This window comes from Corynebacterium freiburgense, assembly GCF_030408815.1.
Classification (GTDB): Bacteria; Actinomycetota; Actinomycetes; order Mycobacteriales; family Mycobacteriaceae; genus Corynebacterium; species Corynebacterium freiburgense.
The window spans coordinates 1,606,435-1,633,406 of record NZ_CP047355.1; the positions used below are offsets into that span (position 1 = coordinate 1,606,435).

General features: G+C 50.6%; 24 protein-coding genes and 1 pseudogene. 5 read left to right on the forward strand and 20 right to left on the reverse strand.

Going from position 1 to position 26,972, the window contains the following annotated elements; all coding sequences use genetic code 11:
* Positions 1 to 132: 132 nt before the first annotated feature.
* The 6 genes from pyrF to pyrR are packed head-to-tail and all read right to left on the reverse strand — an operon-like array spanning position 133 to position 8,388.
* Entirely contained in the window at positions 133 to 957 is an 825-nt protein-coding gene (gene pyrF / locus CFREI_RS07245) for an orotidine-5'-phosphate decarboxylase (RefSeq protein WP_027012247.1), read from the reverse strand.
* The gene (carB, locus tag CFREI_RS07250) at positions 954 to 4,286 is read right to left on the reverse strand and encodes a carbamoyl-phosphate synthase large subunit (protein WP_027012246.1); all 3,333 of its coding nucleotides are present in this window, start codon (positions 4,284 to 4,286) and stop codon (positions 954 to 956) included. The genes pyrF and carB overlap by 4 nt, the downstream gene beginning before the upstream one ends.
* Positions 4,287 to 4,307: 21 nt before the next feature.
* Positions 4,308 to 5,504, reverse strand: a complete 1,197-nt coding sequence (gene carA, locus CFREI_RS07255) for a glutamine-hydrolyzing carbamoyl-phosphate synthase small subunit (RefSeq protein ID WP_051255849.1) — start codon at positions 5,502 to 5,504, stop codon at positions 4,308 to 4,310.
* 6 nt (positions 5,505 to 5,510) lie between these two features.
* Positions 5,511 to 6,857 (reverse strand): dihydroorotase, encoded by a 1,347-nt coding sequence (locus CFREI_RS07260; protein WP_027012245.1) that lies wholly within the window; start codon positions 6,855 to 6,857, stop codon positions 5,511 to 5,513.
* 28 nt (positions 6,858 to 6,885) lie between these two features.
* Complete coding sequence (locus CFREI_RS07265) at positions 6,886 to 7,815, reverse strand: aspartate carbamoyltransferase catalytic subunit (protein ID WP_027012244.1); 930 nt, start codon at positions 7,813 to 7,815, stop codon at positions 6,886 to 6,888.
* Positions 7,816 to 8,388 (reverse strand): bifunctional pyr operon transcriptional regulator/uracil phosphoribosyltransferase PyrR, encoded by a 573-nt coding sequence (pyrR, locus tag CFREI_RS07270; RefSeq protein ID WP_027012243.1) that lies wholly within the window; start codon positions 8,386 to 8,388, stop codon positions 7,816 to 7,818.
* A 350-nt stretch (positions 8,389 to 8,738) separates the two neighbouring features.
* Between pyrR and CFREI_RS07275 the strand changes: the two genes are divergently transcribed.
* Genes CFREI_RS07275 through CFREI_RS07295 form a run of 5 tightly spaced genes read left to right on the forward strand, consistent with a single transcriptional unit; the run spans position 8,739 to position 11,901 of the window.
* A complete protein-coding gene (locus CFREI_RS07275) occupies positions 8,739 to 10,109 on the forward strand; it encodes a TIGR01777 family oxidoreductase (protein WP_035111462.1) in 1,371 nt (456 codons plus the stop codon).
* 19 nt (positions 10,110 to 10,128) lie between these two features.
* Positions 10,129 to 10,569 carry a YbjN domain-containing protein gene (locus CFREI_RS07280; protein ID WP_027012242.1) on the forward strand — a complete coding sequence of 147 codons (441 nt, stop codon included), beginning with the start codon at positions 10,129 to 10,131 and terminating at the stop codon, positions 10,567 to 10,569.
* Positions 10,566 to 10,976, forward strand: a complete 411-nt coding sequence (locus CFREI_RS07285) for a YbjN domain-containing protein (RefSeq protein ID WP_051255848.1) — start codon at positions 10,566 to 10,568, stop codon at positions 10,974 to 10,976. The genes CFREI_RS07280 and CFREI_RS07285 overlap by 4 nt, the downstream gene beginning before the upstream one ends.
* Positions 10,976 to 11,458: a hypothetical protein gene (locus tag CFREI_RS07290; RefSeq protein WP_027012240.1), complete on the forward strand. Its 483-nt coding sequence runs from the start codon at positions 10,976 to 10,978 to the stop codon at positions 11,456 to 11,458. Before CFREI_RS07285 ends, CFREI_RS07290 begins: the two co-directional genes overlap by 1 nt.
* Positions 11,455 to 11,901, forward strand: a complete 447-nt coding sequence (locus CFREI_RS07295; protein ID WP_027012239.1) for a hypothetical protein — start codon at positions 11,455 to 11,457, stop codon at positions 11,899 to 11,901. The genes CFREI_RS07290 and CFREI_RS07295 overlap by 4 nt, the downstream gene beginning before the upstream one ends.
* A gap of 1,273 nt (positions 11,902 to 13,174) precedes the next feature.
* On the opposite strand, the pseudogene nusB reads toward CFREI_RS07295, so the two are convergent.
* The 14 genes and pseudogenes from nusB to CFREI_RS07365 all read right to left on the reverse strand — a co-directional run.
* Positions 13,175 to 13,696, reverse strand: a pseudogene (nusB, locus tag CFREI_RS07300) (transcription antitermination factor NusB); the annotation flags it as partial.
* Between the two features lie 10 nt (positions 13,697 to 13,706).
* Complete coding sequence (efp, locus tag CFREI_RS07305) at positions 13,707 to 14,270, reverse strand: elongation factor P (RefSeq protein ID WP_027012238.1); 564 nt, start codon at positions 14,268 to 14,270, stop codon at positions 13,707 to 13,709.
* A 47-nt stretch (positions 14,271 to 14,317) separates the two neighbouring features.
* The gene (locus CFREI_RS07310) at positions 14,318 to 15,412 is read right to left on the reverse strand and encodes an aminopeptidase P family protein (RefSeq protein WP_027012237.1); all 1,095 of its coding nucleotides are present in this window, start codon (positions 15,410 to 15,412) and stop codon (positions 14,318 to 14,320) included.
* A gap of 13 nt (positions 15,413 to 15,425) precedes the next feature.
* Positions 15,426 to 15,851, reverse strand: a complete 426-nt coding sequence (gene aroQ, locus CFREI_RS07315) for a type II 3-dehydroquinate dehydratase (RefSeq protein WP_027012236.1) — start codon at positions 15,849 to 15,851, stop codon at positions 15,426 to 15,428.
* On the reverse strand, positions 15,851 to 16,918 hold the full coding sequence (gene aroB, locus CFREI_RS07320) for a 3-dehydroquinate synthase (protein ID WP_027012235.1): 1,068 nt from the start codon (positions 16,916 to 16,918) through the stop codon (positions 15,851 to 15,853). The genes aroQ and aroB overlap by 1 nt, the downstream gene beginning before the upstream one ends.
* Positions 16,919 to 16,921: 3 nt before the next feature.
* A complete protein-coding gene (locus tag CFREI_RS07325; RefSeq protein WP_027012234.1) occupies positions 16,922 to 17,452 on the reverse strand; it encodes a shikimate kinase in 531 nt (176 codons plus the stop codon).
* The gene (gene aroC / locus CFREI_RS07330) at positions 17,452 to 18,657 is read right to left on the reverse strand and encodes a chorismate synthase (RefSeq protein ID WP_027012233.1); all 1,206 of its coding nucleotides are present in this window, start codon (positions 18,655 to 18,657) and stop codon (positions 17,452 to 17,454) included. Before aroC ends, CFREI_RS07325 begins: the two co-directional genes overlap by 1 nt.
* 57 nt (positions 18,658 to 18,714) lie before the next feature.
* The gene (locus CFREI_RS07335) at positions 18,715 to 19,089 is read right to left on the reverse strand and encodes an A24 family peptidase (protein ID WP_051255847.1); all 375 of its coding nucleotides are present in this window, start codon (positions 19,087 to 19,089) and stop codon (positions 18,715 to 18,717) included.
* A gap of 111 nt (positions 19,090 to 19,200) precedes the next feature.
* The gene (locus tag CFREI_RS07340) at positions 19,201 to 20,010 is read right to left on the reverse strand and encodes a shikimate dehydrogenase (RefSeq protein WP_027012231.1); all 810 of its coding nucleotides are present in this window, start codon (positions 20,008 to 20,010) and stop codon (positions 19,201 to 19,203) included.
* Positions 20,007 to 21,167, reverse strand: a complete 1,161-nt coding sequence (mltG, locus tag CFREI_RS07345; RefSeq protein WP_027012230.1) for an endolytic transglycosylase MltG — start codon at positions 21,165 to 21,167, stop codon at positions 20,007 to 20,009. The genes CFREI_RS07340 and mltG overlap by 4 nt, the downstream gene beginning before the upstream one ends.
* Positions 21,154 to 21,663 (reverse strand): Holliday junction resolvase RuvX, encoded by a 510-nt coding sequence (gene ruvX, locus CFREI_RS07350; RefSeq protein ID WP_027012229.1) that lies wholly within the window; start codon positions 21,661 to 21,663, stop codon positions 21,154 to 21,156. The genes mltG and ruvX overlap by 14 nt, the downstream gene beginning before the upstream one ends.
* A gap of 9 nt (positions 21,664 to 21,672) precedes the next feature.
* On the reverse strand, positions 21,673 to 24,342 hold the full coding sequence (gene alaS, locus CFREI_RS07355) for an alanine--tRNA ligase (RefSeq protein ID WP_027012228.1): 2,670 nt from the start codon (positions 24,340 to 24,342) through the stop codon (positions 21,673 to 21,675).
* A gap of 72 nt (positions 24,343 to 24,414) precedes the next feature.
* Positions 24,415 to 25,752, reverse strand: coding sequence for a replication-associated recombination protein A (locus CFREI_RS07360; protein WP_027012227.1), 1,338 nt, complete (start codon positions 25,750 to 25,752; stop codon positions 24,415 to 24,417).
* The gene (locus tag CFREI_RS07365; protein ID WP_027012226.1) at positions 25,749 to 26,954 is read right to left on the reverse strand and encodes a phosphotransferase; all 1,206 of its coding nucleotides are present in this window, start codon (positions 26,952 to 26,954) and stop codon (positions 25,749 to 25,751) included. The genes CFREI_RS07360 and CFREI_RS07365 overlap by 4 nt, the downstream gene beginning before the upstream one ends.
* Positions 26,955 to 26,972 lie beyond the last annotated feature (18 nt).

The following is a 26,972-nucleotide window of genomic DNA, read 5'->3' on the forward strand; positions in this document are numbered from 1 at the left end:
TTTCGGCGGCCTACAGAACACCTGCAGACAACCGAGCCGGGATCAGCATAGCACTATCTCGGAAAAGTCAAAGGTGGCGCTCCCGAAATCCCATGTCAATGAGATCCCGGAAGGCGACTTTTCTACCAGAATTTACCTGGGAAAACCTGGAAAGTTCTGCGCTTCGAATGCAATGCGTTTCCGCAGGTCAGCCACATTCGGGCCGTCCAATAAAATGCCTCGAGACATATTCGGAAAGACTAAATGTTCGATGCCTTGAGCGAGTTCGCTCACATCTTTTGCACTGGCGCCTTGAGCACCAACACCAGGCATCAATATTGGTCCACGTAAATTTTTGAGCTCGGGCGTGTCGGAAAGAGTCGCACCAATTACAACACCGATATTGCCAGCAATCTGGTGTTGAGCATTATCAGCAGCTACCGCATCCACAATCTGTTGGCTGATCGTTGCGCCTTGGGTATTGATACACGACTGGATAGCTTGCCCTTCGGGATTGGAAGTCGCAGCTAATACAAAGACTCCCCTGCTGTTTTTTTCAGCTAATTCCAATGCGGGCGCCAATGAACCATAGCCCAAAAACGGTGAAACTGTGACAGCGTCCGCACACAATGGGGAATCACTTTCCAACCAAGCCGCAGCATATGCGGCCATAGTAGAACCAATGTCTCCGCGTTTGGCATCTGCAACAATAAGTGCTCCCTGAGCACGCAAGGCTGCCATCATATGTTCCAGGATCGCAAAACCTGCCGAGCCAAATACCTCATAAAATGCGACCTGAGGTTTTATTAAGGCAACCGTATCGGCGAAAGCCTCAGTACAGATTTTGGAAAATTCTTCCAAGCCCGCCACCGAAACCGGCAACCCCCATGCAGTGAGCAACGACGGGTGTGGATCGATGCCCGCGCATAGTCGACCACGGGTGGACGCGACGTCGAGAAGTTGTTCGCCGAATGTCATGAATAATCCAGCTCCTGCAAAGGGCACACCGTAAGTTCACCAGCACGCAATGCTTCAATTCCCTGAACTGCAGCAGTAACTCCCTGCACCGTTGTCACCAGTGGAATCCCCATATTTACGGCGGCAGCACGAATATCGTAGCCATCATGGCGGGCTCCAGAAGAGCCGGCAGGAGTATTCAGGATCAAATCCACTTCGCCATTGTTAATCTGATCAACGATCGAAACTCCATCCGAGCCCGCTTTAACATCAGATTGTTTTAATACGGTTTCACACGCGACACCATTTCGACGCAGCATACCGGCAGTACCAGCAGTTGCCAGCATTTTAAAACCAAGCGAAGCTAGGCGCTGGATCGGGAAAATCAATGTGCGCTTATCGCGATTCGCCACAGATACAAAGACGGTGCCTTGTGTAGGAAGTGCCCCAAAGGCACCAGCCTCAGCTTTTGCATACGCTGCGCCGAAATTATCTGCTAAGCCCATAACTTCGCCTGTAGATTTCATTTCTGGGCTTAGCAAAGAATCCAGCATAGTGCCGTCTGGTCGCCGGAAACGATTAAATGGCAGGACTGCTTCTTTGACCGCAATTGGGGCGTCAAGAGGCAGTGAACCGCCATCGTGGTCGGTTGGAATCATGCCTTCTGCGCGTAATTCAGCCAAGGTAGCGCCAAGCATAATGCGGGAAGCGGCTTTCGCCAGCGGAGTACCCGTAGCTTTCGATACAAAAGGAACAGTGCGGGAAGCCCGGGGATTCGCTTCAATGACATATAAAATGTCGTCTTTAAGTGCGAATTGCACATTCATAAGTCCACGCACACCAATACCATGCGCGAGCGCCTCGGTGGAACGACGGACTTTTTCAATATCCTCTACACCAAGGGTCATTGGTGGTAATGCACATGCTGAGTCACCGGAGTGAATACCAGCTTCCTCAATATGCTCCATAACGCCCGCGAGATAAACATCTGTTCCATCACATAGGGCGTCAACATCGATTTCAATTGCATTATCTAGGAAACGATCTACAAGCACGGGATGATCACTGGTGATCTCCGTTGCACGTTCGATATAGGACTGCAACGAAGTCTCATCATAAACAATCTCCATACCGCGACCGCCCAAGACATAGGAAGGGCGCACCAAAACTGGATAACCAATCTTCGCGGCTACACGCCGAGCCTCATCAAAGCTGGTTGCAGTACCAAAAGCAGGTGCAGGAAGATTAGCTTTACGCAGTACTTCACCAAATTCGCCGCGATCTTCAGCAAGGTTAATTGCCTCTGGCGTAGTGCCCACAACAGGAACCCCGGCATCACGCAAACGTTCGGCCAATCCGAGTGGTGTTTGACCACCTAATTGCACAATCACACCAGCAACAGTTCCGGATTGCGCTTCAGCATGGTAGACCTCCAATACGTCTTCGAATGTAAGTGGTTCGAAGTAGAGGCGGTCTGCGGTGTCATAGTCGGTGGACACAGTTTCTGGGTTGCAATTGACCATTACGGTTTCATATCCAACCCTTGAGAGCTCGAGTGCAGCATGCACACAGGAGTAATCGAACTCAATGCCCTGGCCAATGCGGTTGGGCCCAGAGCCCAAAATAATGACCTTTTCTTTTTCCGTTTGAGGAGCAACCTCAGACTCTGCAGCAGGGTCCAATTCATATGCGGAATAGTGGTATGGAGTCTTTGCCTCAAATTCTGCGGCACAGGTATCCACGGTTTTAAATACCGGACGAATGCCCAAGGACCAACGCAACCGACGGACACCATCTTCACCGGCAAATTCAGGTCGCAACACTGCGATTTGGCGATCTGAAAGGCCGAAGAACTTGGCACGGCGCAATAATGTTTCAGTAAGCACTGGTGCATCAACCAGTTCGGCGCGGAAATCTACAAGTGCCTGCAATTCTGCCAAAAACCAGGGGTCGATCTGCGATGCTTGATATACCTCATCAATGCTTGCACCTAGGCGCAATGCGAGCTCAGCGTCGTATAAGCGACCTTCGGTTGGGCGCTTAAGATCCTCCAAAATGGCTCGAACATTTGTAGCGTTGTCTCCGGCGAATGCAGTATCAGGGACGGTCCAGAACCCCGCTTGCTTATTTTCCAAAGAACGCATGACCTTGCCAAGCGCAGCAATGTAATTGCGCCCCAGGGACATCGCTTCACCTACCGACTTCATAGTGGTGGTAAGCGTGTCATCCGCGCCAGTGAATTTTTCAAATGCAAAGCGCGGCGCTTTTACTACTACATAGTCCAATGTAGGTTCGAATGCTGCAGGGGTAACACCGGTGATGTCGTTGGTGATTTCATCCAGGGTATAGCCAATAGCCAGTTTTGCCGCGATCTTTGCAATTGGGAACCCAGTGGCTTTTGATGCAAGCGCCGAGGAACGCGAAACCCGCGGATTCATTTCAATGGTAATAATCCGGCCATCCCGGGGGTTAATAGCAAATTGAATATTACAGCCGCCGGTATCTACGCCGACCTCTCGCAGAATCGCAATTCCTTGCGCACGGAGTTTTTGGAACTCACGGTCGGTAAGCGTCATAGCCGGAGCAACCGTTACGGAATCGCCTGTATGTACCCCCAGAGCGTCGACATTCTCAATCGAACACACCACAACAACATTGTCTTTGCCGTCGCGCATGAGTTCGAGTTCGAATTCTTTCCAACCAAGGATTGATTCCTCGATAAGCACATTCGCTTCTGGCGACGCCGCGAGCCCGCCACCGGCAATACGTTCAAGGTCTTCATCAGTAAATGCCAGGCCAGAACCCAAGCCACCCATAGTAAATGAGGGCCGAACTACTACTGGAAGCCCGAGTTCAGCTACGGTTTCGCGGACTTCATCCATATTGTGGCACACACGTGAACGAGCGGATTCCCCGCCCACTTTCGCCACAATATCTTTAAATTTTTGGCGATCTTCACCCCGCTCAATTGCGTCAATATCAGCGCCAATAAGCTCCACATTGTATTTTTTCAGCGCCCCGCGCCGATCCAAAGCAATTGCGGTATTCAGGGCAGTTTGGCCACCGAGTGTTGCTAGTACTGCATCGATTGGGTGACCTGCAGCAATTTCTGCTTCGAAAATCTTTTCAATATATTCCGGCTGGATCGGCTCAACATAGGTGTGATCCGCAAACTCCGGATCCGTCATAATCGTAGCCGGGTTCGAGTTAATAAGTGTAACTCGCATGCCTTCTTCTTTAAGTACACGGCATGCTTGGGTTCCGGAATAGTCGAATTCGCAGGCCTGGCCAATCACAATTGGTCCCGAACCAATTACCAGGACGTGCTTAATATCTGTACGTTTCGGCATAGTTATGTAGTTCTTTCCTGGTTATGCTTGGTTCGTTTCAGCAGTTGATCGGCCGGTGTGCGCAGCCATAAGGTCAATAAAGCGATCAAATAGCGGATTCGCATCATGCGGACCGGCGGCAGCCTCTGGATGATACTGCACTGAATACGCCTGACCGTTTTCCAATGCAACGCCTTCTACAACCTCATCGTTCAGGCACACGTGTGTGACTTTCGCCGGACCAAAATCAGTGTCAAATTCCTGACCTCGTTTGCCTTCCAATGCAAAACCATGATTTTGGGATGTGATTTCCACTTTGCCTTTTGCTAAATCGAGCACTGGCACATTAATTCCGCGGTGACCGAATTTCATTTTATACGTGGATAATCCAAGCGCCCGACCAAGAATTTGATTGCCAAAGCAAATTCCAAAGAATGGGATCTTTGCCGCCAAAATATCACGAACAATAGCGACCATTTCATTTGCGGTTGCTGGGTCACCCGGACCATTAGAAACAAACACACCGTCTGGGTTGTATTGGGTGATTTCTTGTAGTGGTGTGTTTGCCGGAACCACGATACAACGCACTCCTCGTGCCCGGAGATTCCGCAACGAATTAAGTTTTACCCCCATATCATAGGTCACTACGGTAAAGCGTTCTTCGCCTTCAGCTGGGACTTCATAAACTTCATCTGTGGTGACTTCCCCTGCCAAGTCTGCACCAGCCATTGATGGCTGCGCTTGGACCTCAGCAAGTAAATCTTCAATTGGTCGCTGAGCTGCTTCACCGGAGAAAATACCAGCCGCAATCGATCCATGATCGCGGAGGTGACGAACCAAGGCACGGGTATCTATGCCACGAATGCCCACAATGTTTTGGGCGATCATTTCATCAACCAATGTGCGCTTCGCCCGCCAATTGGAAACTTGGTGTGAAAGATCCCGAATAACTACCCCGGCGACCCAAATCTGGTCACCACGAGATTCATTATCTTCATCGTTCCAACCAGTATTGCCAATATGTGGCGCGGTAAACACAACGAGTTGGCGGTGGAAGGACGGATCCGTCATAGTTTCTTGGTAGCCGGTCATAGCCGTGGTAAACACTGCTTCACCCAAGCGAGTACCTATTGCGCCGAAAGCTTCGCCACGGAACACGCGGCCGTCAGCAAGCACCAGTAGTGCTGGCTGATGATCGGTGGATTGGGTCACAGTATCACCTTTCAATGTATGTGTCATGATGTATTACGCCTCGCCCCTGGGATCAGCAACGATTCCGTTTTCGCAGGTCACTCGGCCACGTAAAACGGTGTGAGTGACTTTGGTATGGAATTCCATACCTTCATATGGAGTGTTTTCGGATTTTGATGCCATATCTTCCCCATGGGCAGTCCATGTATGTTCTGGGTCTATCACGGTGAGATTTGCGGGTTCCCCAACTGCAATTGGACGCCCATGCCCAGGCAAACGCACAATTTCGCATGGGCGTTCACTCATTACTTTGGCGACCCAACGCCAATCTGCAAGTCCGGTACGCACAAAAGTATCGGCAATAATTGCCAGTGACGTTTCCAAACCGAGCATTCCGGGGCGAGCGTGCTCAAATTCGCAGCATTTTTCTTCGGAACCGTGTGGTGCATGATCCGTAGCAACGCAATCGATAACGCCATCGAGAAGCGCTTGGCGTAGTGCGAGCGTATCGTGCTCTTCTCGTAGAGGCGGGTTAACCCGATTTACGCCGTCATAGGTGTGCAACCGTTCATCGGTAAGTATCAGGTGGTGTGGTGTTACTTCTGCAGTCAATGGAATGCCTTTTTCTTTTGCCCAGGTTACAAGTTCCACTGATCCAACGGTAGAAGCATGGCAAATATGTACCCGGCCACCGTAGTCGCGTGCAAGTAAAGCGTCACGCGCAACAATGGATTCCTCGGCGGCGCGTGGCCAACCACGTAAGCCAAGTTTCGCCGCATTGGCCCCTTCATGGGCGACGGCACCTTCGGTAAGTCGAGGTTCTTCGCAGTGCTGTGCAAGAAGCACATCTTGTCCACGCGAGTATTCGATTGCCCGGCGCATAATCAGCGGGTTGTCTACGCATTTACCGTCATCGGAAAACATCCGCACTTTTGCTGCGGATTGTGCCATCATGCCAAATTCCGTGAGTTCTTTACCTTCTAGGCCTTTGGTAATGGAGCCTACTGGGTGAACATCACATAGACCTAGAGCTTGCCCCTTGTACCATACGGATTCCGCGATTACCGGCTGGTCCATTACTGGTTGGGTATTTGCCATAGTAAATACTGCGGTAAATCCGCCTTTAGCAGCTGCGGCGGAACCGGTGGCAATGGTTTCGGTATCTTCCCTGCCGGGTTCACGAAGATGTACGTGGATATCCACAAGTCCTGGCAGAAGAATATTTCCGTGGCATTCTATTATGCGATCGGCGGGCTGGTCTTCGGCATCTAGGGAGACGATTACGCCGTTTTCAATGCGGATATGAACTGGCTCGCCTTCACCGTAGGGGCGAACGTTTCGGAGAAGTAGGGTGCCGGATTCTGGTGCGGAAAGTTCACCAGTTGCTGGGTATTCGGTCATGGTTTTCCCTTTGTGTGTTTCTTAAGCTTTACAGTGCGGGGGAACCGGCACCGATAATTAAATTAAATAGAACTGCCATTCGCACATGCACACCATTGGAAACCTGCTGCAAAATAGCGGTTTGTGGGGCGTCGGCTACGGCATAGTTAATTTCCATACCTCGTAGCATTGGTCCCGGGTGCATAACGATTGCATGTTCAGGGATTTTGGCCAGGCGTTGTTTAGACAAACCATAAAGCGTTGCGTATTCACGGTGGGATGGGAAAAAGCCGCCATGCATGCGTTCTTGTTGCACTCGAAGCATCATAACTACATCGGCATCGGCGAGTTCAGAGTCCATATCATAGGCGGTTCGCACTGGCCAGGTTTCGACGCCCATCGGCAATAAGGTTGGCGGGGCGACCAAGACGACTTCAGCACCCAATGTCGATAACAAATCCACATTCGATCGGACGACTCGAGAATGCAAACAGTCGCCGACAATAACTATTTTTCGCCCAGTGATATTTCCAAGCCGCTGACGCATTGTCACGGCGTCAAGAAGCGCTTGGGTGGGGTGCTGATGCGAACCGTCACCAGCATTAATAATTGCTGGACCATCTAACCATCCGGCGACTTGTTGAGCAGCCCCTGAAGACGGGTGGCGCATTACAATTGCATCGGCACCAATTGCGTGCAATGTGGCAGCGGTATCTTGCAGTGATTCGCCTTTTTTCACACTCGATGATGAAGCAGAAATATTAATAACATCCGCACTCATCCATTTGCCCGCCGTTTCAAATGAAGCACGGGTACGAGTGGAATTCTCATAGAACATGGTAAACACCGTGCGACCGCGAAGCGTAGGCAGTTTCTTTACTTCACGGTCCAATAGTGCTTCCTGAAACCGGTCGGCTTCATCCATAAGATGCACAATCTCGTCTTGTGTTAAATCCGAGATGGAAAGCAAGTGTTTCACTTATTCCCCCTGATCATGGCGAGTAAGCGTGACCGCGTCGCGGCCATCAATTTCGGAAAATAGTACGGAAATATCCTCGCTACGAGACGTGGGCAAGTTTTTCCCAACATAATCTGCGCGGATTGGCAATTGGCGGTGTCCACGATCAACAAATACCGCGAGTTGAATCTGTTCTGGCCGACCAATATCACGCAATGCATCGAGTGCTGCACGGATTGTTCGTCCGGAATATAAAACATCATCAACCAAAATCACCGTGGCACCATCAATTCCGGTATCAGGAATCGTTGTTGGCCGAAGTGCACGGCGTGGATTTGAACGTAAATCATCCCGGTAGAGTGTGATATCAAGTGCCCCCACTGAAATATCAATCCCGGAAAATTCTTTGATTTTTTCCGCTAGCCGTTTTGCTAATGGAACTCCACCCGAAGGAATGCCCAATAAAAGTATTGAGTCGGCCTGGTCTGCATCTAGCGCCGTTTTTTCAATAATCTGGTGCGCGATGCGCGCGACAGTTCGGTGAACATCATCTGCGCTAAGCAGTTCTAATGTTGCCGAAGTATCTTCGCTCATCGTGACCTCCTTCCCCGCCTCTCCGTGCGGTCCGTTAAAGGATGTCTCTAGTGAATAAGAACTGGCACTAACCATAGCATTAGCCCGTTACCCAAAGCTATGCGCACCATTGATATATATTGCTGGCAAATAATCCACATATTCGGAATTTTCCCTGTGTTTACGCCACGACCAACTATCAGACCGTGGCGTAAATCTCACCCCATTACGCACCCTTATCAATCCAGTCCCGTGTCCGAAAATAATTGCGAAACCTTAAACCTTTGAACTCTGTCAGCCACCGCGGGACGTCGTAAAGCGTCTATGCTTAAGTAGCGTCCAAACACCAACTCCGAAGGGGAACCAGCACCGTGTCGCAGATTGCTGAGCACTTCGTTCCATCGAGCCCGGATTTCGTATGGGATTGGTGTTCCCGCCCTGGTGCGGTTGTGCGTTTAGCACCGAAGTTCGTACCAATGACACCAATAGAGGAACCGAAACGTTTATCTGATGGCACCACGGTATATTCGCTGCCTGCGGGCCTTAAATGGATTTCTCGGTACAACCTTGTGGACTATATTCCGGGCCAGCGCTTTAGCAATGTATGTATTAAAGCCCCACTGAAAGCACTTTCGAAATGGCGGGACACTGTTACATTGACCGCACAGGATGGCGGCACACTTATTGAGGAGGAAATTCATACGAATTTACCTTCATCATCGGTGCAATCACTTTTGGCATATCGCCAACACCAATTGGCTCAAGATTTAACCACACTTCAAGCGCTGGGCCCGCTAAATGCTAATCCTAAAGTGATTGCTATGACCGGCACCAATGGTCTTGTGGGCCGTTCGCTTCGAGCCTTATTGACCACCTCAGGGCATCGTGTTATTTCTTTGGTGCGCAAAGAGCAGGAACCCGCTGTAACACAAGGAGCCGTAAACCGTACTGCCGCTGATCAACGCCTTTGGGATCCAATATCACCAGCCTGGGATCTTTTAGAAGGTGTCGATTGTTTGGTACATCTTGCCGGCGAACCCCTTATGGGCCGCTTTCATGAGGATCACCGAAAGGCAATACGTTCCTCACGCATTGGCCCAACAACGGCACTTGCTCGCCGCGCCGCCGCCTCATCAACATGTACAACGATGGTGTGCGCTTCTGCTATTGGATTCTATGGTCATGAGCCTTCCGAAACCCCACTTGACGAATCCGCACCCAAAGGCACCGGTTTCCTTGCCGATATGACCGCCGAGTGGGAGGACGCCTGCACTCCTGCCCGAGACGCTGGCGTGCGGGTGGTCAATATCCGCACCGGGGTGACATTGAGTAGTTGGGGCGGCAGTCTTCCTATTGTGCGCACTCTATTCTCGACTGGTTTAGGCGGACATATTGGGGATGGCGAACACCGAATGTCATGGATTTCTTTAGATGATTTAACAGACATTTATCGCCTCGCAATTTTGAGCGAATCTATGAACGGCCCGATCAACGCTGTTGCTCCGTCACCAATTACCCATCGAGAATTTTCCCGTGCCCTTGGAGAACAGATGGGACGCCCTGCTATCATTCCAATTCCAAGTTTTGGGCCAAAACTCTTGCTTGGCTCTCAGGGTGCTCAAGAGCTCGTGTTAGCAGATCACAATGTTTGCTCATCCGTACTTACGCACGAATTCAGACACCCCACAATTGACCTTGCGCTGGCACATGAGTTGGGTGGCGAAAATTTCCGTAACGCCTAAGACGCGATAGGCTTTACCTGTGACTGAAACAAATCCCACTCCCGTAACCCTTGATCGCGTTGCGGAAATTTTTCAGGCTGAGAACCTTGAATACGTCCCCGAAGAAAACGGTTTATTACGCTCCGGATTCCCTAATGCTGCCATAGGCTTAGTCATTGAAAATGATTATCTGCTTTTCGACGCCGCGTGGCGCGGCGAACCCACAGCAGATACCGCACCCCACATGCTCGCGGCAGTCAATGAGTGGAATCTGACGCAAATCATGCCCAGCCTGAGCTTTAGTGAGATTACCGAAGGCACACTAAGCCTTCGCGCCCACCGAGGACTCTATATCGGTCACGGCGCCACCAAAAACCAAATCGGCGCATTTGTAATGTCCGCCATTGAACACACCCTATCCTGTTTTCAGTGGTTGGAAACCCAATTTCCGCACCTGGTTACCTGGAAGGACAACGAATGATCACTGCTGTCAACCTAGAACGCGTGTCGGACATTATGAAAGAGTTTGGCATTAGCCTCACTCCCCAAGAAGAACTCGCCACCGCGAACCTAAATGGTTACCCTGTGACCTTCGCTGTGATCAATCGCTCCGTACTCATAATTCGTGCCGATTCCTCCACAGAGGAACCAGTTGCAGATGGAAACCCCACCAAATTCCTCGCGTGCAATCATTTCAACGCCTATAATTTTCAATGCAAAGCCGCAATCATGGATCGCGTTGAAAACATTATTATTCGTACAGAATGCGAAATAATGGTTGCTGCAGGCATGACCGATGACCAATTGCGAGCAGCTGTTAAAGAAGGCGTAGACAACGTACTTCAAGCACAGCAAGCCATCGCCCAACTTGCGGATTCAATGTCTTAATGCGAAGCCCTAATCCTTTATCACGTGTCGTTTCTTGGCTCACCCAAGCTAACTTGCCGTTTGAAATCCACAATGACGAATTGCGCGTGCGCGCGCAACGCTGGCACCTAGACTATTCCTACGATGCCACATTGGACCAACTCAAAGCCGTGTGCACGTGGGAAGGAAACCCGAGCTACTGGGACATCGACAACCTTATTACCTTTATCTCAACCTGGAATTTCGAATACCTCCAACCCATAGCCACCCTAGAAACCCCAACCCCCACGACCGTCGAACTGCGTGGACGCACCACACTCCCCAATGCCTCCATGCTCCCCGCCCCCAATATCGAAGCATTCGCAGCAGTCGCCTGGGTAGTATGCCGACAACTCATGTTCACCGCCGAACGAACACTCCCCGGCGGTAATATTGGCCTAGCAAACACCAACCCGTTCCTAATCCAACCCGACGCACTCCGAAAAATGGGTCCAGCCTCATGAGGGCACTTAATCTCCAACGCGTAGCCGCCGCATTCCAAAATATTGGCATGGTCGTAGAAACCGAGCCCGAACAACTCAATATCCTCAACCTCGGTCTACCAACTGCAGTATCCGTAGAATCCGGCCAACTGCTCGTCCTCGCCTCAGACTGGAGCCTCGGCCTCGACAACACCCCCGAACTCCAACGCGAACTCTTCTTCCGAATCAACGACTTTCACCGAAACCATACACGCATAAAAATCGCGATTGACCCAAACCGCGAAACCGCTGTCCTTGCACTCACTGACGTACTCCCCTGCCACCCAGGCCTTAGTGACACCCTCCTTGAAATGACCCTCAAACGAAGCCTCGGTGGACTTATACGCGCAGCATACGACCTCAGCTCTCAAATCCCGGACGCCGAAATCAGCCCAAAACCAACAGACGAATGGGGCGGGCTATAACACCACAATGAACATGAGCTCTACGTATTGGCACAGGCTTGGTCTGGTTTGGTCTGGTTTGGTCTGGTTTTCGGGGTTGACTTGGATTGGGTCGTGGTGTGGTTGTAGTGTTTTACAGATTCCGCTGGGCCGGCCTGGGAAAGGCACTGGTTGGGGGTTGCTTGGGGGTTGCTTGGGCGCCGGTTCGGGGTTGCTTGGGCGGGTTGTCACAGATTCCATTTTTTCGGCTGTTTTTATGGAATTTGTGACACGATAGGTAGGGATCCTGTCACAGATTCCATTTTTTTCGTTGTTTTTATGGAATCTGTGACAAACCCCAGGTCAACGGTTGTATGCAACATGGGCTGTTGTCACAAATCCCACTGGAACGGGCTTGTTTTATGGAATCTGTGACACTCCAGATGAAAACATCACTAGTTCAATAGGGCAAGCCTATCAAACACCAGGTAAACCGGCTCAAACGCCCCGAAAACCAGCCGACACGCCCGAAAATCAGGCAAATCTGACAAATCCCCACAGCCAATGAGGCAGATTTTACATTGCCCACACTACGTGAACTTATTTCTCCATTTCACAGGACCAGACCCACTGGACACAAGACAAAAGTGCCTTTTCATCAAGCGAAAGCCCTTGATTTTGTATCACCATACCGAAATACCATGTCGTTCCGTAGACTGCACTACACGAAAAGTAAGTGCAGCGGATTCATCTACGGCAGTAGTCTAGATAATTCCAGCCGCTTAGTTGATTTCGGTTCTTTTTTGTATCCGCAAAACCATATGCAGCTTTTGGCTCAAAATATAATCTCACCCATATACGCTGGTAGCTTGATTTTTTTTCGCGTATATGGGTGTTAGGTTTCAAGATTCAGTAATTAGCTAGGAGATTTTTCTTCTGCATTAGCCACATCACTGACCACAGATGAATCTGCTTCCTTTTCCTGTGGTTGCACGTCGCTAGGTTCGACAGCCTCTGAAGAATTCGGAATGCTAGATTCGGAAACCTCTGCTTTCGGCATACTTTGTTCGGAGTTTTCGTCCTGAGCCGAAATCTCCACAGGTTGAGAAGTCTCCACAGGTTGAGGCACCTCTAATTGTTGAGGTTGTTCTTCTGCATTTGGCCCAATGCCTGTATCTTCAAAGTTTTCGGAAGAAAAATCGGATACTTTTTCTGCAGCAGCTCCATCATCGGCAGCAATATCATCCAGCGATTCAGCTTCCGCAAATTCAGCCTCAAGCTCACCGCCTGTTAGTTCGAACTCGCCGTCATCGGGAGTGTTTTCTTCAACGGTTTCTGGAGAGTCTGCTGCAGCGATTTCTGCTTGCGCTTCAGCTCGGAGCTCGTCGATATTTTTCGCTACTGCGTCGAGGACAGCATTGATATAGGGGGCTGCGAAGTCGGTTGAGTATTGGCTTCCGAGTTCTACACCTTCTACAACAGCGGTTTTTGTTGGTACTTCTGGGTTAAACAGGAGCTCCCAAACAGCGATGCGAAGGATTGCGCGGTCGACTGCTGGGATACGTTCCAGTTCCCAGTTTTTCGCTAGGTAGCGAGCGATTGTATCGTCGACCCGGTCGAGCTCTACCGCGACCCCCCCTACAATTTGTTGGGTATATGGGGTCACTGGCGGGATATCGAATTCTGGTTGCTGCGAAAGTTCGATACGGTCTTCGACGATCGCTACAGGGTCAACATCTCGAAACTCAGCTTCAAAAAGGATATCGACGGCCCGCGCACGGGCGCGGTACCGGCTACCTCGGCGTTTTTCGGGGTCCTTTCGGGGCGTCGTACTCACTCGCTTCTACCTAGTTGTTGACGCGGGAAATGTACGAACCGTCGCGAGTGTCTACTTTGAGAACATTGCCGGTTTCAATAAAGAGTGGGACTTGAATCTCGGCACCGGTTTCCAGAGTTGCGGGTTTGGTTCCACCCGTGGAACGGTCTCCTTGGAGGCCTGGATCCGTGTGCTCAACCTTAAGCTCTACCGAAACAGGCAACTCTGCAAACAAAGGTTCGCCATCATGGAAGGAAACCTGAACAACGGTATTTTCCAGCAAAAACTTAGCCCCTTCACCCATAAGGTGTGGTGCTAGTTCAATTTGGTCGTAGGTTTTTGCATCCATAAGCACATAGCTGGTGCCGTCATTGTAAAGGTAGGTCATATCACGGCGGTCAACCGTTGCTGTTTCTACCTTGACGCCAGCATTGAAGGTCTTGTCTACAACCTTGCCGGAGACGACGTCCTTAAGCTTGGTACGTACGAACGCTGGGCCTTTACCTGGCTTGACATGCTGGAACTCTATGATTTGCTGAAGCTTGCCCTCCATTTTGAGCACAAGGCCATTTTTAAAATCAGCGGTGGTTGCCACTGGGTTATTCTCCCTACATAAAGGTTGTGCAATTTAGCTTTACAATCCTACACCACAAGCAGGTCTTTACTCACTTTGGTGATAATCTCAGGAGCACCAGAAGTGATAATCAGGGTATCTTCAATCCGGACGCCTCCTTTACCTGGCACATAGATCCCCGGTTCGATAGTTAGTGTCATTCCGGGTTTCAGTTCACCTTTGCCGGTTTTCGCAGCCCACGGCGCTTCATGGACGTCTAATCCAATCCCATGCCCTGTGGAATGCACAAAGTATTCTCCATAACCAGCTGTTTCAATAATGTCCCGGCAAGCTCTATCGATATCAACGAGCGATGTTCCTGGTGTTGCTGCAGCTACACCAGCTAGTTGGGCTTCTAAAACAATATTGTAAATTTCCGCGGTGAAATCAGTGGTGTGGTCCATAATGACTGTTCGGGTCATATCGGAGTTAAATCCACGGTCATGGGCACCAAAGTCTAACGTTACTAAATCCCCTGGAACAAGCTTTCGATCTCCCGCGCCGTGGTGAGGTTTTGCCGAGTTCGAACCGGAAGCAACAATTGTGTCAAAGCTAGGCCGTTCTGCACCAAGTTTGCGCATACGATATTCCAAGTCTGCGGCGATTTCTCGCTCGGTACGGCCGACCGCGATTTCACCGGCGGCAAGAAGATCTTGGAATGCAGTTGAAGCAAGTTCTGCTACTTCACGCAGCCGCTGCAATTCCACATTGTCTTTGGTGAGGCGAATGTTTTCTACTACATCAGTAATTGGCACAAGGGTCACATCCGGACCGCAAGCTTCTTCAAGTTCGCGAAGTTCCGATACAGAAACATATGCTGCTTCAAATCCAACTCTGCGCGGACCAATAACTTTTTGTAGAAGTGCGGCAGCGCTCGGGCGCGCGATCACTGCTTGGATATCTGGGACTTCTTCGGCGATTTGTGTGGTATACCGCCCATCGGTGGCAATTGCAGCGCTGAGGTCTTTATTGATAAGCAGCGCTCCATTGGAACCCGAGAAACCGGAGAGATATCGAACATGTGTCAGATGAGTAATAAGGATGGAATCAACGCGTTGTGCAGCAAGTGCCGCCGCAAGGGTACGGCGGCGGGTGGCAAATCTCGTATCGGCTAAAAGGGTCATAAATTTACCCTACCTAGGAATTTGCGCAAATGTACTCTAACGCCAAAAGATATCCGTGGGTACCAAGACCAGCAATTACGCCTCGGGCAATCGGAGAAATATAGCTATGTTGGCGGAATGGCTCCCGAGCATGAACATTTGAGATATGCACTTCAACAACGCAATCAATTTCAGCCAATGCATCGCGCAATGCTACGGAAGTGTGGGTAAAGCCTCCGGGATTAATAACTACGGGCCAGTTATTGTCTGCGGCTTCATGAACCCATTCAATGAGCTGGCCCTCATAATTAGATTGCAAACAGGTTACTTGTACACCTAGTGCTTTGGCTTTATCCTCGATCTGTTGCTCGAGATCAGCGAGTGTTGTGGTCCCATAGATTTCCGGTTGGCGTTTTCCCAAACGGTCGAGATTGGGGCCATTTAATACGAAAATATGCATTATTGGCTAATCCGTTCATAGGCGGCTTGAAGTAATTCGATTCTTGGTCCTTCGAGTCGTGCGGTTTCTCCGGCGCCAGTTAAAACCACAAAACGGAGTTTTCCATCGCGGTTTTTCTTATCTCGGCCCATGCCCGTAAATAGTTCATCAAAGCAACCTGGTACGTAGGTAGTTGGCAACCCAATGGATTCCAGAATGCTTCTATGGCGCTCAACTAAGTGGGCGTCGATAAGCCCATGAAGTTCTGCTAATTCGGCGATAAACATCATGCCAACAGCGACTGCATTACCGTGCTTCCATTTGAAGTTTTCGCGGAGTTCGACAGCGTGGCCAAATGTATGCCCGTAATTAAGTATTTCTCTTAAACCTGACTCTTTCAGGTCATTGGAAACTACCCTTGCTTTTACCGCAACTGAACGCCCAATAAGTTCTGGTAGATAGCCTTCTACTTGTAGGCAAGCAGCGGAGTCGGCTTCATATAATCGGAGAATTTCTTCGTCTGCAATAAAACCAGTTTTAATTATTTCTGCGGAGCCCGCGATTAACTCATCTACGGGCAATGTCCGCAAATAATCTAAATCAATACATACTGCAGCGGGTTCATGGAAAGCACCTACAAGATTTTTACCAGCACTTGTATTGATTCCCGTTTTACCACCAACAGCGGCATCTACCATGGCCAATAATGTGGTTGGCACCTGGATTACATCGATACCACGCATCCAGCATGCGGCAACAAATCCGGCGAGATCAGTAACTGCGCCCCCGCCCAGGCCAATAATTGTGTCACGGCGGCCCAGACCAAAGCTACCGCAGAGATCCCAGAGTCCTTCTGCAACCGAAAGTGTTTTCCCGGCTTCAGCGTCTGGCACTTCTGCAAGATGCACCCGAATGCCACGGCTTTGAATAACATTGGCCAAGGTTTGTGCCTGTGCTGCAAGAGGATACTGGTGAATCAGCAGAACTTTGGCACAATCTTTGCGGATTGATTCCAGAATATGCTCCTGCAATCCGTGTCCGATCGTTACTTGGTACGGGGCCGCGCCGGTAACCGGGATAACGTTCATTAATTAGACGTCCTTTTCGTGGGTGTCGCTATGTGTTTCTAGATAGTTCAATACATCTGCCACTACTTGTTGCGGGGTCCGGCCGTCCGTTCGGGCCCGATACCCTGCGACTTCGCGATACAGCGGCGTCCGTTCGGTAAGCAATTGTTGGTACCGTTCTTTTGGATCGGCGGCCGCAAGGACAGGACGAGAGGTATCACTTATAGTGCGGCGAACTCCTTCTTCTAGGGATACATCAACCCAAACCACCGGGTGGTTCGCAAGCAGATTCCTATTTGATTCTGTGACCACCGCACCCCCGCCCAGGCTGACAACACCGGAAGTTTCCAATGCCTCAGCAACTTTTATTGCTTCCAGCTCACGGAACGCTTCTTCGCCCAAATCGGCATATACCTCTCCGCATGGACGGCCTTGTTCAGCTTCAATAAGCACATCTGAATCCACCAAACTCGTGTTCAAAGCATGGGCAAGGCGCCGGCCGATTGTGGATTTACCTGCCCCTGGGGGGCCTACTAGCACTACGCGAGGCGACATTAAAACTCCAAACGTTGTTGAACCCGATTCAGATAGCATTCAATATTGCATTGGGTTTCCGTCAAACTATCCCCCCCAAATTTAGCTAAAACTGCCCGAGCCAGCACCAAAGCGACCATTGCTTCTGCAACTACGCCCGCCGCAGGGACCGCACAAACATCCGAACGTTGATGGATTGCTGAAGCCGGTTCACCAGAAGCCATATCAATAGTTTTTAATGCACGAGGCACAGTTGAAATAGGCTTCATTGCAGCGCGTAGCACCAGACTTTCCCCATTGGTCATACCGCCTTCCAGGCCGCCAGCGCGGTTTGTTAACCTTCGTACACCGCCATCTTCTGCCCGTACCATTTCGTCATGAGCTTGGGATCCACGGCGTCGAGCTTCTTCGAAACCATCGCCGATTTCCACGCCTTTAATTGCTTGGATTCCCATTAATGCTGCTGCTAATTGCGCATCAAGACGATCTTCACCTGAAACAAATGATCCAAGACCAATCGGGAGACCATGCACAACAACTTCAATAATGCCACCAAGGGTGTCTCCGGCTTTTTTCGCAGCTTCAATTTCCGCAATCATGGAAGCTTCCGCAGCTGAACCGAATGCCCGCACTGGGGAGGCGTCGATAGCTTCCAAATCATTAAAGGTTGGCAGCTCTCCGGTATACATCTCCGAGGCACCAATTGAAATTACATGCGAAATAACCTCTACCCCCAGCGCTTCCCGTAAGAAATTGCGCGCTAATGTTGCCGCCGCCGTACGAGCGGCAGTTTCGCGAGCGGAAGCACGTTCTAATACTGGACGAGCTTCCGCAAAATCATATTTCAGCATGCCAGCAAAATCAGCATGCCCAGGACGTGGGCGAGTGAGTTTTGCGCCTCGCCCTGAGGCAAATGCAGCGGCAATATCAGGGTCTTCCAGATCCACTGGATCTGGATTCATTAATGTAGTCCATTTTGGCCATTCCGTATTGCCAATCATAATTGCGACTGGTCCACCCATGGTTTGGCCGTGGCGAACCCCACCAAGCACAGTGACTTCATCGGCTTCAAATTTCATACGTGCACCGCGCCCGTACCCAAGCCTCCTGCGGGCAAGTTGGGCGGAAATATCTGCACGCGTGAGCGGCACCCCTGCAGGCATGTGCTCAACCATTGCGATAAGTGCCTGACCGTGAGATTCACCTGCTGTTGTCCATCGAAGCATGGTGAGTATTGTGTCACGAACAAGCCTTGCAATAAAACACGACCCCCTAAACCACCACTACCAAAGACACACAAACACTGTGGCCGCCAGCATGCCTGGCCCATGTGCAACCACTCGTTGATGGGCACAGACCCCAATTATCACTGTAAGTATCGACGCCCCGACCACTGCGCCACACCACCCAAGTGCGCCTTGCGCCAACGCCACTGTGCCCAAGCTAGCAGCTAATTTACAATCCCCACCACCAAAACCTGGCAATATTAAATACAGCCCAGCCCAAAACAATCCACCGAAAATCCAAGTTGGATCTATACTCCACGCCCAATACCAACACACACCAATCGCTGGAACCGTAAGCGCATCCGGAAGCCTATAGAAGCAGGTATCAAACCCCGAAACAATAACCGCCCAAAGAAAGAAAACCCCCGACACTATTCCTCGCTTTCCGCACCAAACTACTCCCCTTTTGGTTGTAGCCTAGCCGCAGGATACGCGTATATGCCAGAGGTTTTCTTTTATCGAATTAGCTTTGCCAGGTATTGGTTATATCTGTATCGCTTTCCGTAGTGCTTGCGACATTGCTACCTGTGGCGCCTTATGCCCGGTGAATTGTTCGAATTGACCGAATGCTTGATGCGCCAACATACAATGACCGCCGACTGCGGAAATATTATTTTGTTGGGCCTGGCAAATTAACGGGGTCGGCCATGGATCGTAAATCACATCAAGTATTGGGGCAATAGCAATCGTAGGTTCCAGTCCTGCAATTGCCCTCGATGGAACGGTGGAAATAATCACGTCCGCTAACCCAGCCGACACTATTGCGGATTCCGTAAGTGGGTGAACAGCGAAATCAATATCGCCCACCAAGGGCGCTAATTCCGCGGTTTTATCACTACGATTAAATACGATGATTTTCTGGTATCCCGCCTGCACAAGGGCCCAGAGAGCAGGCCGCGCAGTGCCACCACCGCCAAGTACAAACGCCGTGGTACCGGTAAGCGCCCCTAATTCGGCGAGTGCTCCACGAATGCCATCACAATCAGTATTATCGGCTTTCCAAACGTCCTCACCCACTCGAACTAGGGTATTTGCGCTTCCTATAGCTCGCGCTCGTTCAGTCGCTTCATCAGCGAATTGAAGTGCCGCAAACTTTCCTGGCATTGTGACAGAAAACCCACGGTAACTAGAATCCGCGTTACTCACTATTCCAGCAAGTTGTTCAGCGGTGCATTCTCTGCGCCCATATTCCCAATGGGATAACCCCAGTGCCGCATATCCAGCATTATGCAGCACCGGGGAAAGTGAATGCGCAATAGGCGAACCTAGGACAGCTGCGCGGTGAGTAATCATCGGTTACTATCCAATACGCCATTATCAATGGCTTGATTTGTATCGCGTAAGTGCTCTTCGAACGTATTATTGAACAGTGTTGTGCCATCTTTATCAACGGTCACAAAGAACAACCATTCACCCTCAGCAGGATGCTCCATAGCTTCAATTGCTTCGATTGAAGGCGACGCAATCGGGGTTTCTGGCAAACCGTCTTTAGCGTAAGTATTCCATGGGGTTACTTTGAGCCGGTCTTCATCCGTTGTGGCGATCTCTTGCTCGGTCACATCGTAGTTCACAGTGGAATCGAATTCTAGACGCATCGGTTTCCGCAACCTGTTCAGGATTACGCGCGCTACCTTATCAAAGTCATTCTTTGGTGCTTCACGTTCAATGAGCGAGGCTGCACTTAACAATTCATATGGGTTTAGCCCAATCGATTGAGCGCGTTCCACAATGCCAGTTTCATTGTATTTCTTCGCTGAATCTGAAACTAGACGGGTAAGTAATGAACGAGCATCATCTTCAGGGTTAATCACATATTCACCAGGCGCAATAAGACCTTCAAGGCGCTTAGGGTCGGGGCCACGTGCCAATACCTGCGGAACTGCCCATTCTGGAACTCCAAGCTCTTGCGGGGGTGTTTCCCCAGCAATCCTATGGAGCTCTGTGACTTGAATACAGTTTTTACTTCCTTCTTGGCAAGTGGCGTCTGAAATTTGTCGGAAAATTCCAAGGCGAGTTTGCCCGCCGACTACCTTGACATCCATCAATGTCGCCCCACCTGGTATGTCCAAACTTGGAACACGGTTAGCTGGGTCCAAGAGCGCGGCTACAGCAGACTCTGCACTCATCTCCTTTTGCACACGATAAACACCAGGTTTTACGTTTGCAGCGTCTGGGTTGTTATTAGCGGCAATTTGGAAGGCGCCATTGGTTTGCACCACCCCTGCCTTTACAAGTTCAGGCCCTAATGCAGAAATGCTGGAGCCTTCTGGAATTTCTACCGTTACCTCTACACCATTTCCAGTACCAATAAAATCGCGGGTGCTCGGCGGGTTGGTTCGCATATAGCCGATATACACCACAGCACTGATGATTAGAATCAACGTAGCAATGAGTACCGCGATGCCGCGTTGGCGGCGCTTCACGTACGTTGGCTCCTTACGTAGCCTCATTTTCGCCTTCCTGCTGTCGGAGGTATGCAGCCCTTCCATCCAGCCAAGATTGTAAAATTTCCACCGCCGCAGCTTGATCGATCACACTACGACCCTTCCGCGAGTTTACGCCGGAAGCCTGCAATGCTCGGGTAGCAACAGCCGTGGTGAGTCGTTCATCACACATTCGAACTGGTAACTTTGTCCGGCTGCGTACCCGGTTCGCAATCTCCTTTGCGTGGTTGACGCTTTTCGAACCATTACCTTGAAGATCCCGCGGTAAGCCCACCACGATTTCAACCGCCTCGTACTCCTCAATAAGGGCTACAATCCGGTCAATATCTGCCTGATCTGGATCCTTAAAACGAGTTATGCGACGGACGGTTTCCACTGGAGTGGCAAGAGTTGCATTACGGTCAGAGACCGCAACACCAATCCTTACCGTCCCAACATCTAAACCTATGCGACGGCCTAGACCAGGATCATTTTTACCTGGTGTGTCAGCTAAAACCTTCATAGGCGCAGGCTACAGGTTCTCAAGTGCATTGACCACTGCGGCAAAGCCAGCGTCAAAGCCGCTTGCATCATTTCCGGAGCCCTGAGCCATATCAGGTTTGCCACCTCCACGGCCGCCAACAAAACCGCCTAAAATACCCACGAGCTGGCCAGACTTTACACCGCGTTGGATCGCAGATTGGGTTGCACCCACAACAAATGGTGCCTTATTTTTGTCGTCTTGCGCACCTAAAATAATTACACCTGGTTGCTCCCCTAACCGGCCTTTCAGATCGATTGCGGTGGTCCGCAAGTCGCCTGCAGAAGTGCCTTGCGGAAGGGTTGCCGTGATCACTTGGAAACCATTGATCGTGCGTGCCGAGGCTAGATATTCACCTGTCTTGGCAGCTAATTGCTTACGATGTAATGCCGCAATTTCCTTTTCGGCTTCCTTGAGCTTTTCCGTCAATGCCGCGATCCGCTCAGGAAGTTCTTCGGAAGGTGACTTCAGCGCCGTTGCCAATCCTGCTGCGAGTGCTCGCTCACGGGATAGGTATGTAAAAGAATCTAAACCAGAATACGCTTCGATTCGTCGTGCACCTGATCCAATAGAAGATTCGCCAAGCACTGCAACAGGTCCGATTTGAGAAGCATGATCTACGTGAATGCCACCACAAAGCTCCATGGAGAAGGGTCCACCGATTTCTACAACGCGAACTTGATCGCCGTAGTTTTCGCCGAACAGCGCCATCGCACCCATCGCTTTCGCTTCTTCCAGCGAAGTTTCCAGGGTATTTACAGCCCAGTCATGGTCTACGGCCTCATTGGTAATCGCCTCGATGCGTTGCAATTGCTCGCGGGTTAGTGGTTGGGTCCAGTTAAAGTCAAAACGTAGATATCCGGGCTTATTCATAGAGCCAGCCTGTACGGCTGTTGGGCCCAGGACCTCGCGCAATGCTGCATGGATAAGGTGCGTGGCGCTGTGGGCTTGACGTGCAGCGTGACGCCACTGGGCGTCGACACTAGCCTCAACATTTGCTCCGACTTCGAGTTCGCCTTGTTCAACGGTCGCTTTATGAACCCAAAGTTTTTTACCAATTTTTTGCACGTCGTTTACGCGCAAAATCGTGTCACCTGTACGAATAATGCCTCGATCGCCAAGCTGGCCACCAGACTCCGCGTACATTGGGGTGGTATCGAGGATTACTTCAACATTATCGCCAACACTTGCGGTGGGCAGAAGTTTGCCTTCGGTAATAAGGCCAAGCACCTGGGCATTAGAAGTAGATTCGGTGTACCCAGTAAATTCCGTTGGATGCTCGTCAACAAATTCGCGGTAAATGGAAAGGTCAGCATGACCGTGTTTTTTCGCTTGGCTATCGGCTTTTGCGCGTGCTCGCTGCTCCGCCATAAGCGAATGGAAGCCCTCTTGGTCTACTTCCAGTCCAGCTTCCGCAGCCATTTCGAGCGTGAGGTCGATTGGGAACCCGTATGTATCGTGCAGGGCGAATGCTTGTGCCCCCGCAAGAACATGAGAACCAGAGGCTTTTACGGATGCGGCAGCTTCTTCAAAAAGATGCGTGCCGGATTCTAAGGTCCGCAAAAAAGCCTTTTCTTCGTTTATAGCCACTTGCAGAATCCGCTCCCGGTGTTCCGCAATCTCCGGATAGGACGGTGTCATGGTGTCCATAATGGTGTTCATAAAAACGCCCATTGTTTCGCCGGTTGCACCAAGCAATCGGGCAGACCGAATAATCCTACGAAGCAGGCGGCGAAGAATATAGCCACGGCCTTCATTACCTGGGGTAACACCGTCCAAAATCAGCATCATGCCGGTGCGTGAATGGTCGGCAATCACCCGGAAACGAATATCGTTTTGGCCCCCTTGGCCATATGCAGCGCCGGTGAGCTTTTCGGCGACATCAATAACCGGGCGCAACAGGTCTGTCTCATATACATTGTCCACCCCTTGAAGCAGACATGCTACACGTTCTACGCCAAGACCAGTATCAATATTTTTCTTAGGCAAATCTCCAAGGATTTCAAAGTTATCTTTGCCAATGCCTTCCCCGCGTTCTTTTTCCATAAACACAAGGTTCCAGATTTCTAAGTATCGGGAATCATCCGCAATAGGACCGCCTTCTTTGCCATATTCAGGACCGCGATCGTAGTAAATTTCAGAACACGGTCCGCAAGGCCCTGGCACGCCCATAGACCAGTAATTATCCGCCATGCCAAGGCGTTGAATACGTTCTTTTGGCAGGCCTATTTCATGTTCCCAAATTTCGGCGGCTTCATCATCGTCGAGGTAGACGGTGACCCAGAGCTTTTCTGGGTCCATGCCATAACCACCTTGGGCTACCGGGTTGGTAAGCAATTCCCAAGCATGTTTAATGGCTCCGGCTTTAAAGTATTGGCCAAAGGAGAAGTTTCCGGCCATTTGGAAAAACGTATTATGGCGTGTGGTTATGCCGACTTCTTCAATATCCAAGGTACGGACGCATTTTTGGATGGAGGTTGCGGTACCTTGTGGGAAGGGTGGGGTTTGTTGGCCCAAGAAATAGGGTTTAAATGGAACCATGCCTGCATTGACAAATAACAGGTTGGGATCGTCGAGAATCAGCGACGCACTGGGGACTTCTTGGTGTCCTGCGTTGACGAAGTGCTGAATAAAGCGCTCCCTGATCTCATGTGTCTGCACGGCAGTAATTCCTCGCTTTATGTGAAAAAACAGTGTCCGCGCAACACTTTACCTTGGGAGTCGTATGACCTGTTAGTGGGAGCCTCTCACAATCCTACGAAGCCGACCCAAGAACTCATATAAACGTTTCTCAGCACCGTGCGTTGTGGGCTGATAATACACCGCTGAATCCAACACCTCAGGAATATATCGTTGTGGTATCACACCCCGGGGATCATCGTGTGGATATTGGTAGCCAACCGCATGGCCTAATTGTTTTGCCCCAGCATAATGGCCATCCCGCAAATGCACTGGTACAGGACCAATTTTTCCCGAGCGAATATCTTCAAGTGCGCCATCAATCGCTTTATAGACCGAATTAGATTTCGGCGCTGTGGCAAGGTGGATTGTCGCCTGCGCCAAGTTCAACCTGGCTTCCGGCATGCCAATTAACTGCACAGCTTGTGCCGCAGCCACCGCTACTTGCAGTGCGGTGGGGTCGGCCATACCAATGTCTTCACTAGCATGAACAACCAAGCGCCGGGCAATAAACCTCGGATCCTCACCCGCTTCGATCATTCGTGCGAGGTAATGCAGGGCGGCATCTACGTCCGAACCCCGAATCGATTTAATAAATGCGCTCGTAATGTCATAGTGTTGGTCCCCATCCCGGTCATAGCGCACGATTGCCCGATGCACATTAGCCTGCACAATATCGATTGTTAATTCGCCACCATCTTCGACCGCCTCGGAGGCAGCTTCGATATATGTCAAGGCACGCCGCGCATCACCGCTGGAAAGCAGTACTAATTGCTCAATTGCTTCCTCACTGGCCGTAATGCGACCACCAAGCCCCCGCCCATCACTTAATGCCCGCAGCAATAGTTTTCGAATCGCCGCATCATCAAGTGGTTGAAGCTGCAATAATAGCGAGCGTGAAAGCAGCGGGGCAACCACAGAAAACGAAGGGTTTTCCGTTGTTGCAGCCACCAAAAGCACCGTCCGATTTTCCACTGCTGCAAGTAATGCGTCTTGTTGTGTTTTAGAAAATCGGTGGACTTCATCAATAAACAGAACGGTTCGCCGACCATCAATTAGCTCTCTACGAGCACGTTCAATTACGGCACGGACTTCTTTTACCCCGGAATTTAATGCAGACAGCGATACAAACAGATCACCGGTCGCCGCACTCATAAGCGAAGCAATAGTAGTCTTCCCGGTCCCGGGCGGTCCATATAAAATTACGGATGCCTCACCACGCCCCTCAAGAAGCCTTCGCAATGGCGTCCCAGGGCCTAGAAGGTGTTCTTGCCCGACCAGTTCACTCAGTGTTTTCGGACGCATGCGGGCCGCTAGTGGAGCGTGGCTTCCCGGGTGGAAATAATTTTCCACCTGCGGTTTTTCTTCCGGAAACAGTGAATCTTGGGTCAACGTTGCTCAAGCCTATCGACGACCGTGCGTGCAAACTGTTCCACCTCAGGAAACCGTGGATCAGCACCTCGGCTAGCAAATCGAGCCAGCGCCTCAAATGTTTCTATAAGATCCCTGCGCGCATCTTCCGCATCTCGCAGTACCGCATACAAAACATCGAATTCTTCATCGAGTGAAGCGGTGACCAAAGCAGTCTCCTCGGCGCTTGGCCCATCAGCTGCACCTGCAACTGCTTGACTCATCGACCCGTAATAAAGGTATGCAACACTCGCGAAGGCCCACCCGAGTAACGCCGTCACAATCCTCGCTTGCAGCCGCTGGTGATTATTCACATTCGGCCATGCCGTATTCACTTCATCCACCCACGCGAAAATAAAAGCGTCGGCTTCTTCATCAGAGATTGGATGTGCGGAAATAAACTGGGGGAAACCAGCGATAACACAAGCGATATCAAAGGTCACATCCCGGAAGCCCGCCCACTCATAGTCTAAAAACTGTGTTCGATCAGAAAAGAGGATGTTATCTGGTGATAAATCGAAGGGGGTAAAGGCACGGTGGAAACCAGACTTAAGTCGGCGCTGCGCCTCATTTGCAAAGTTGCGAACAACCTCAGGGATTTGAACTCCGGCGGAAACCAGTAGTGTCATTCCACGATCAATCGAACTAGTTAGCGTGGTGTCCCGTAACTGGTGAATATCAGCAGAAGCCGGGTACCTATTAAGCATTCGATTCAGCAAAATATCAAAGTGAGCTTCTCTATGGAATGTCCCAGCATGCATTTTGCCAATTGCTTGTCCGAGTGTTCGCAATAATTGCAAACGCTGCTGCGGATCTCTACTTTCAAGCAGGTCAGCAAAGGTTTCACCATCACCTGAATCGGATATAACAAGCATCCGACGGTCGATATCGTAGGCAAGTAATACCGGGCCGGGTCGGACATCTTCTGGTAATGATGTGGTGAATTGATATGACACCACCTCACGGATCAATGCCGCGTCATCGATCCGGTCACCGGTGGAAGGCACAAACTTCACCACCACCGAGCGTTGCTGCAAAAACGGCGATGGTGCAAGTCTTGCGCGAATTACCGTCGCCGTTCCAGAGCCGCCTAATTGTTCCCATTCTTGAAACGCATGAGTTCCACCGAATTTTTGTGCCAATAATTCTTCGGCGATTTCAACTATTTCGGTCAGGGTTGGCATAGGACGGCGGCTCCTTAG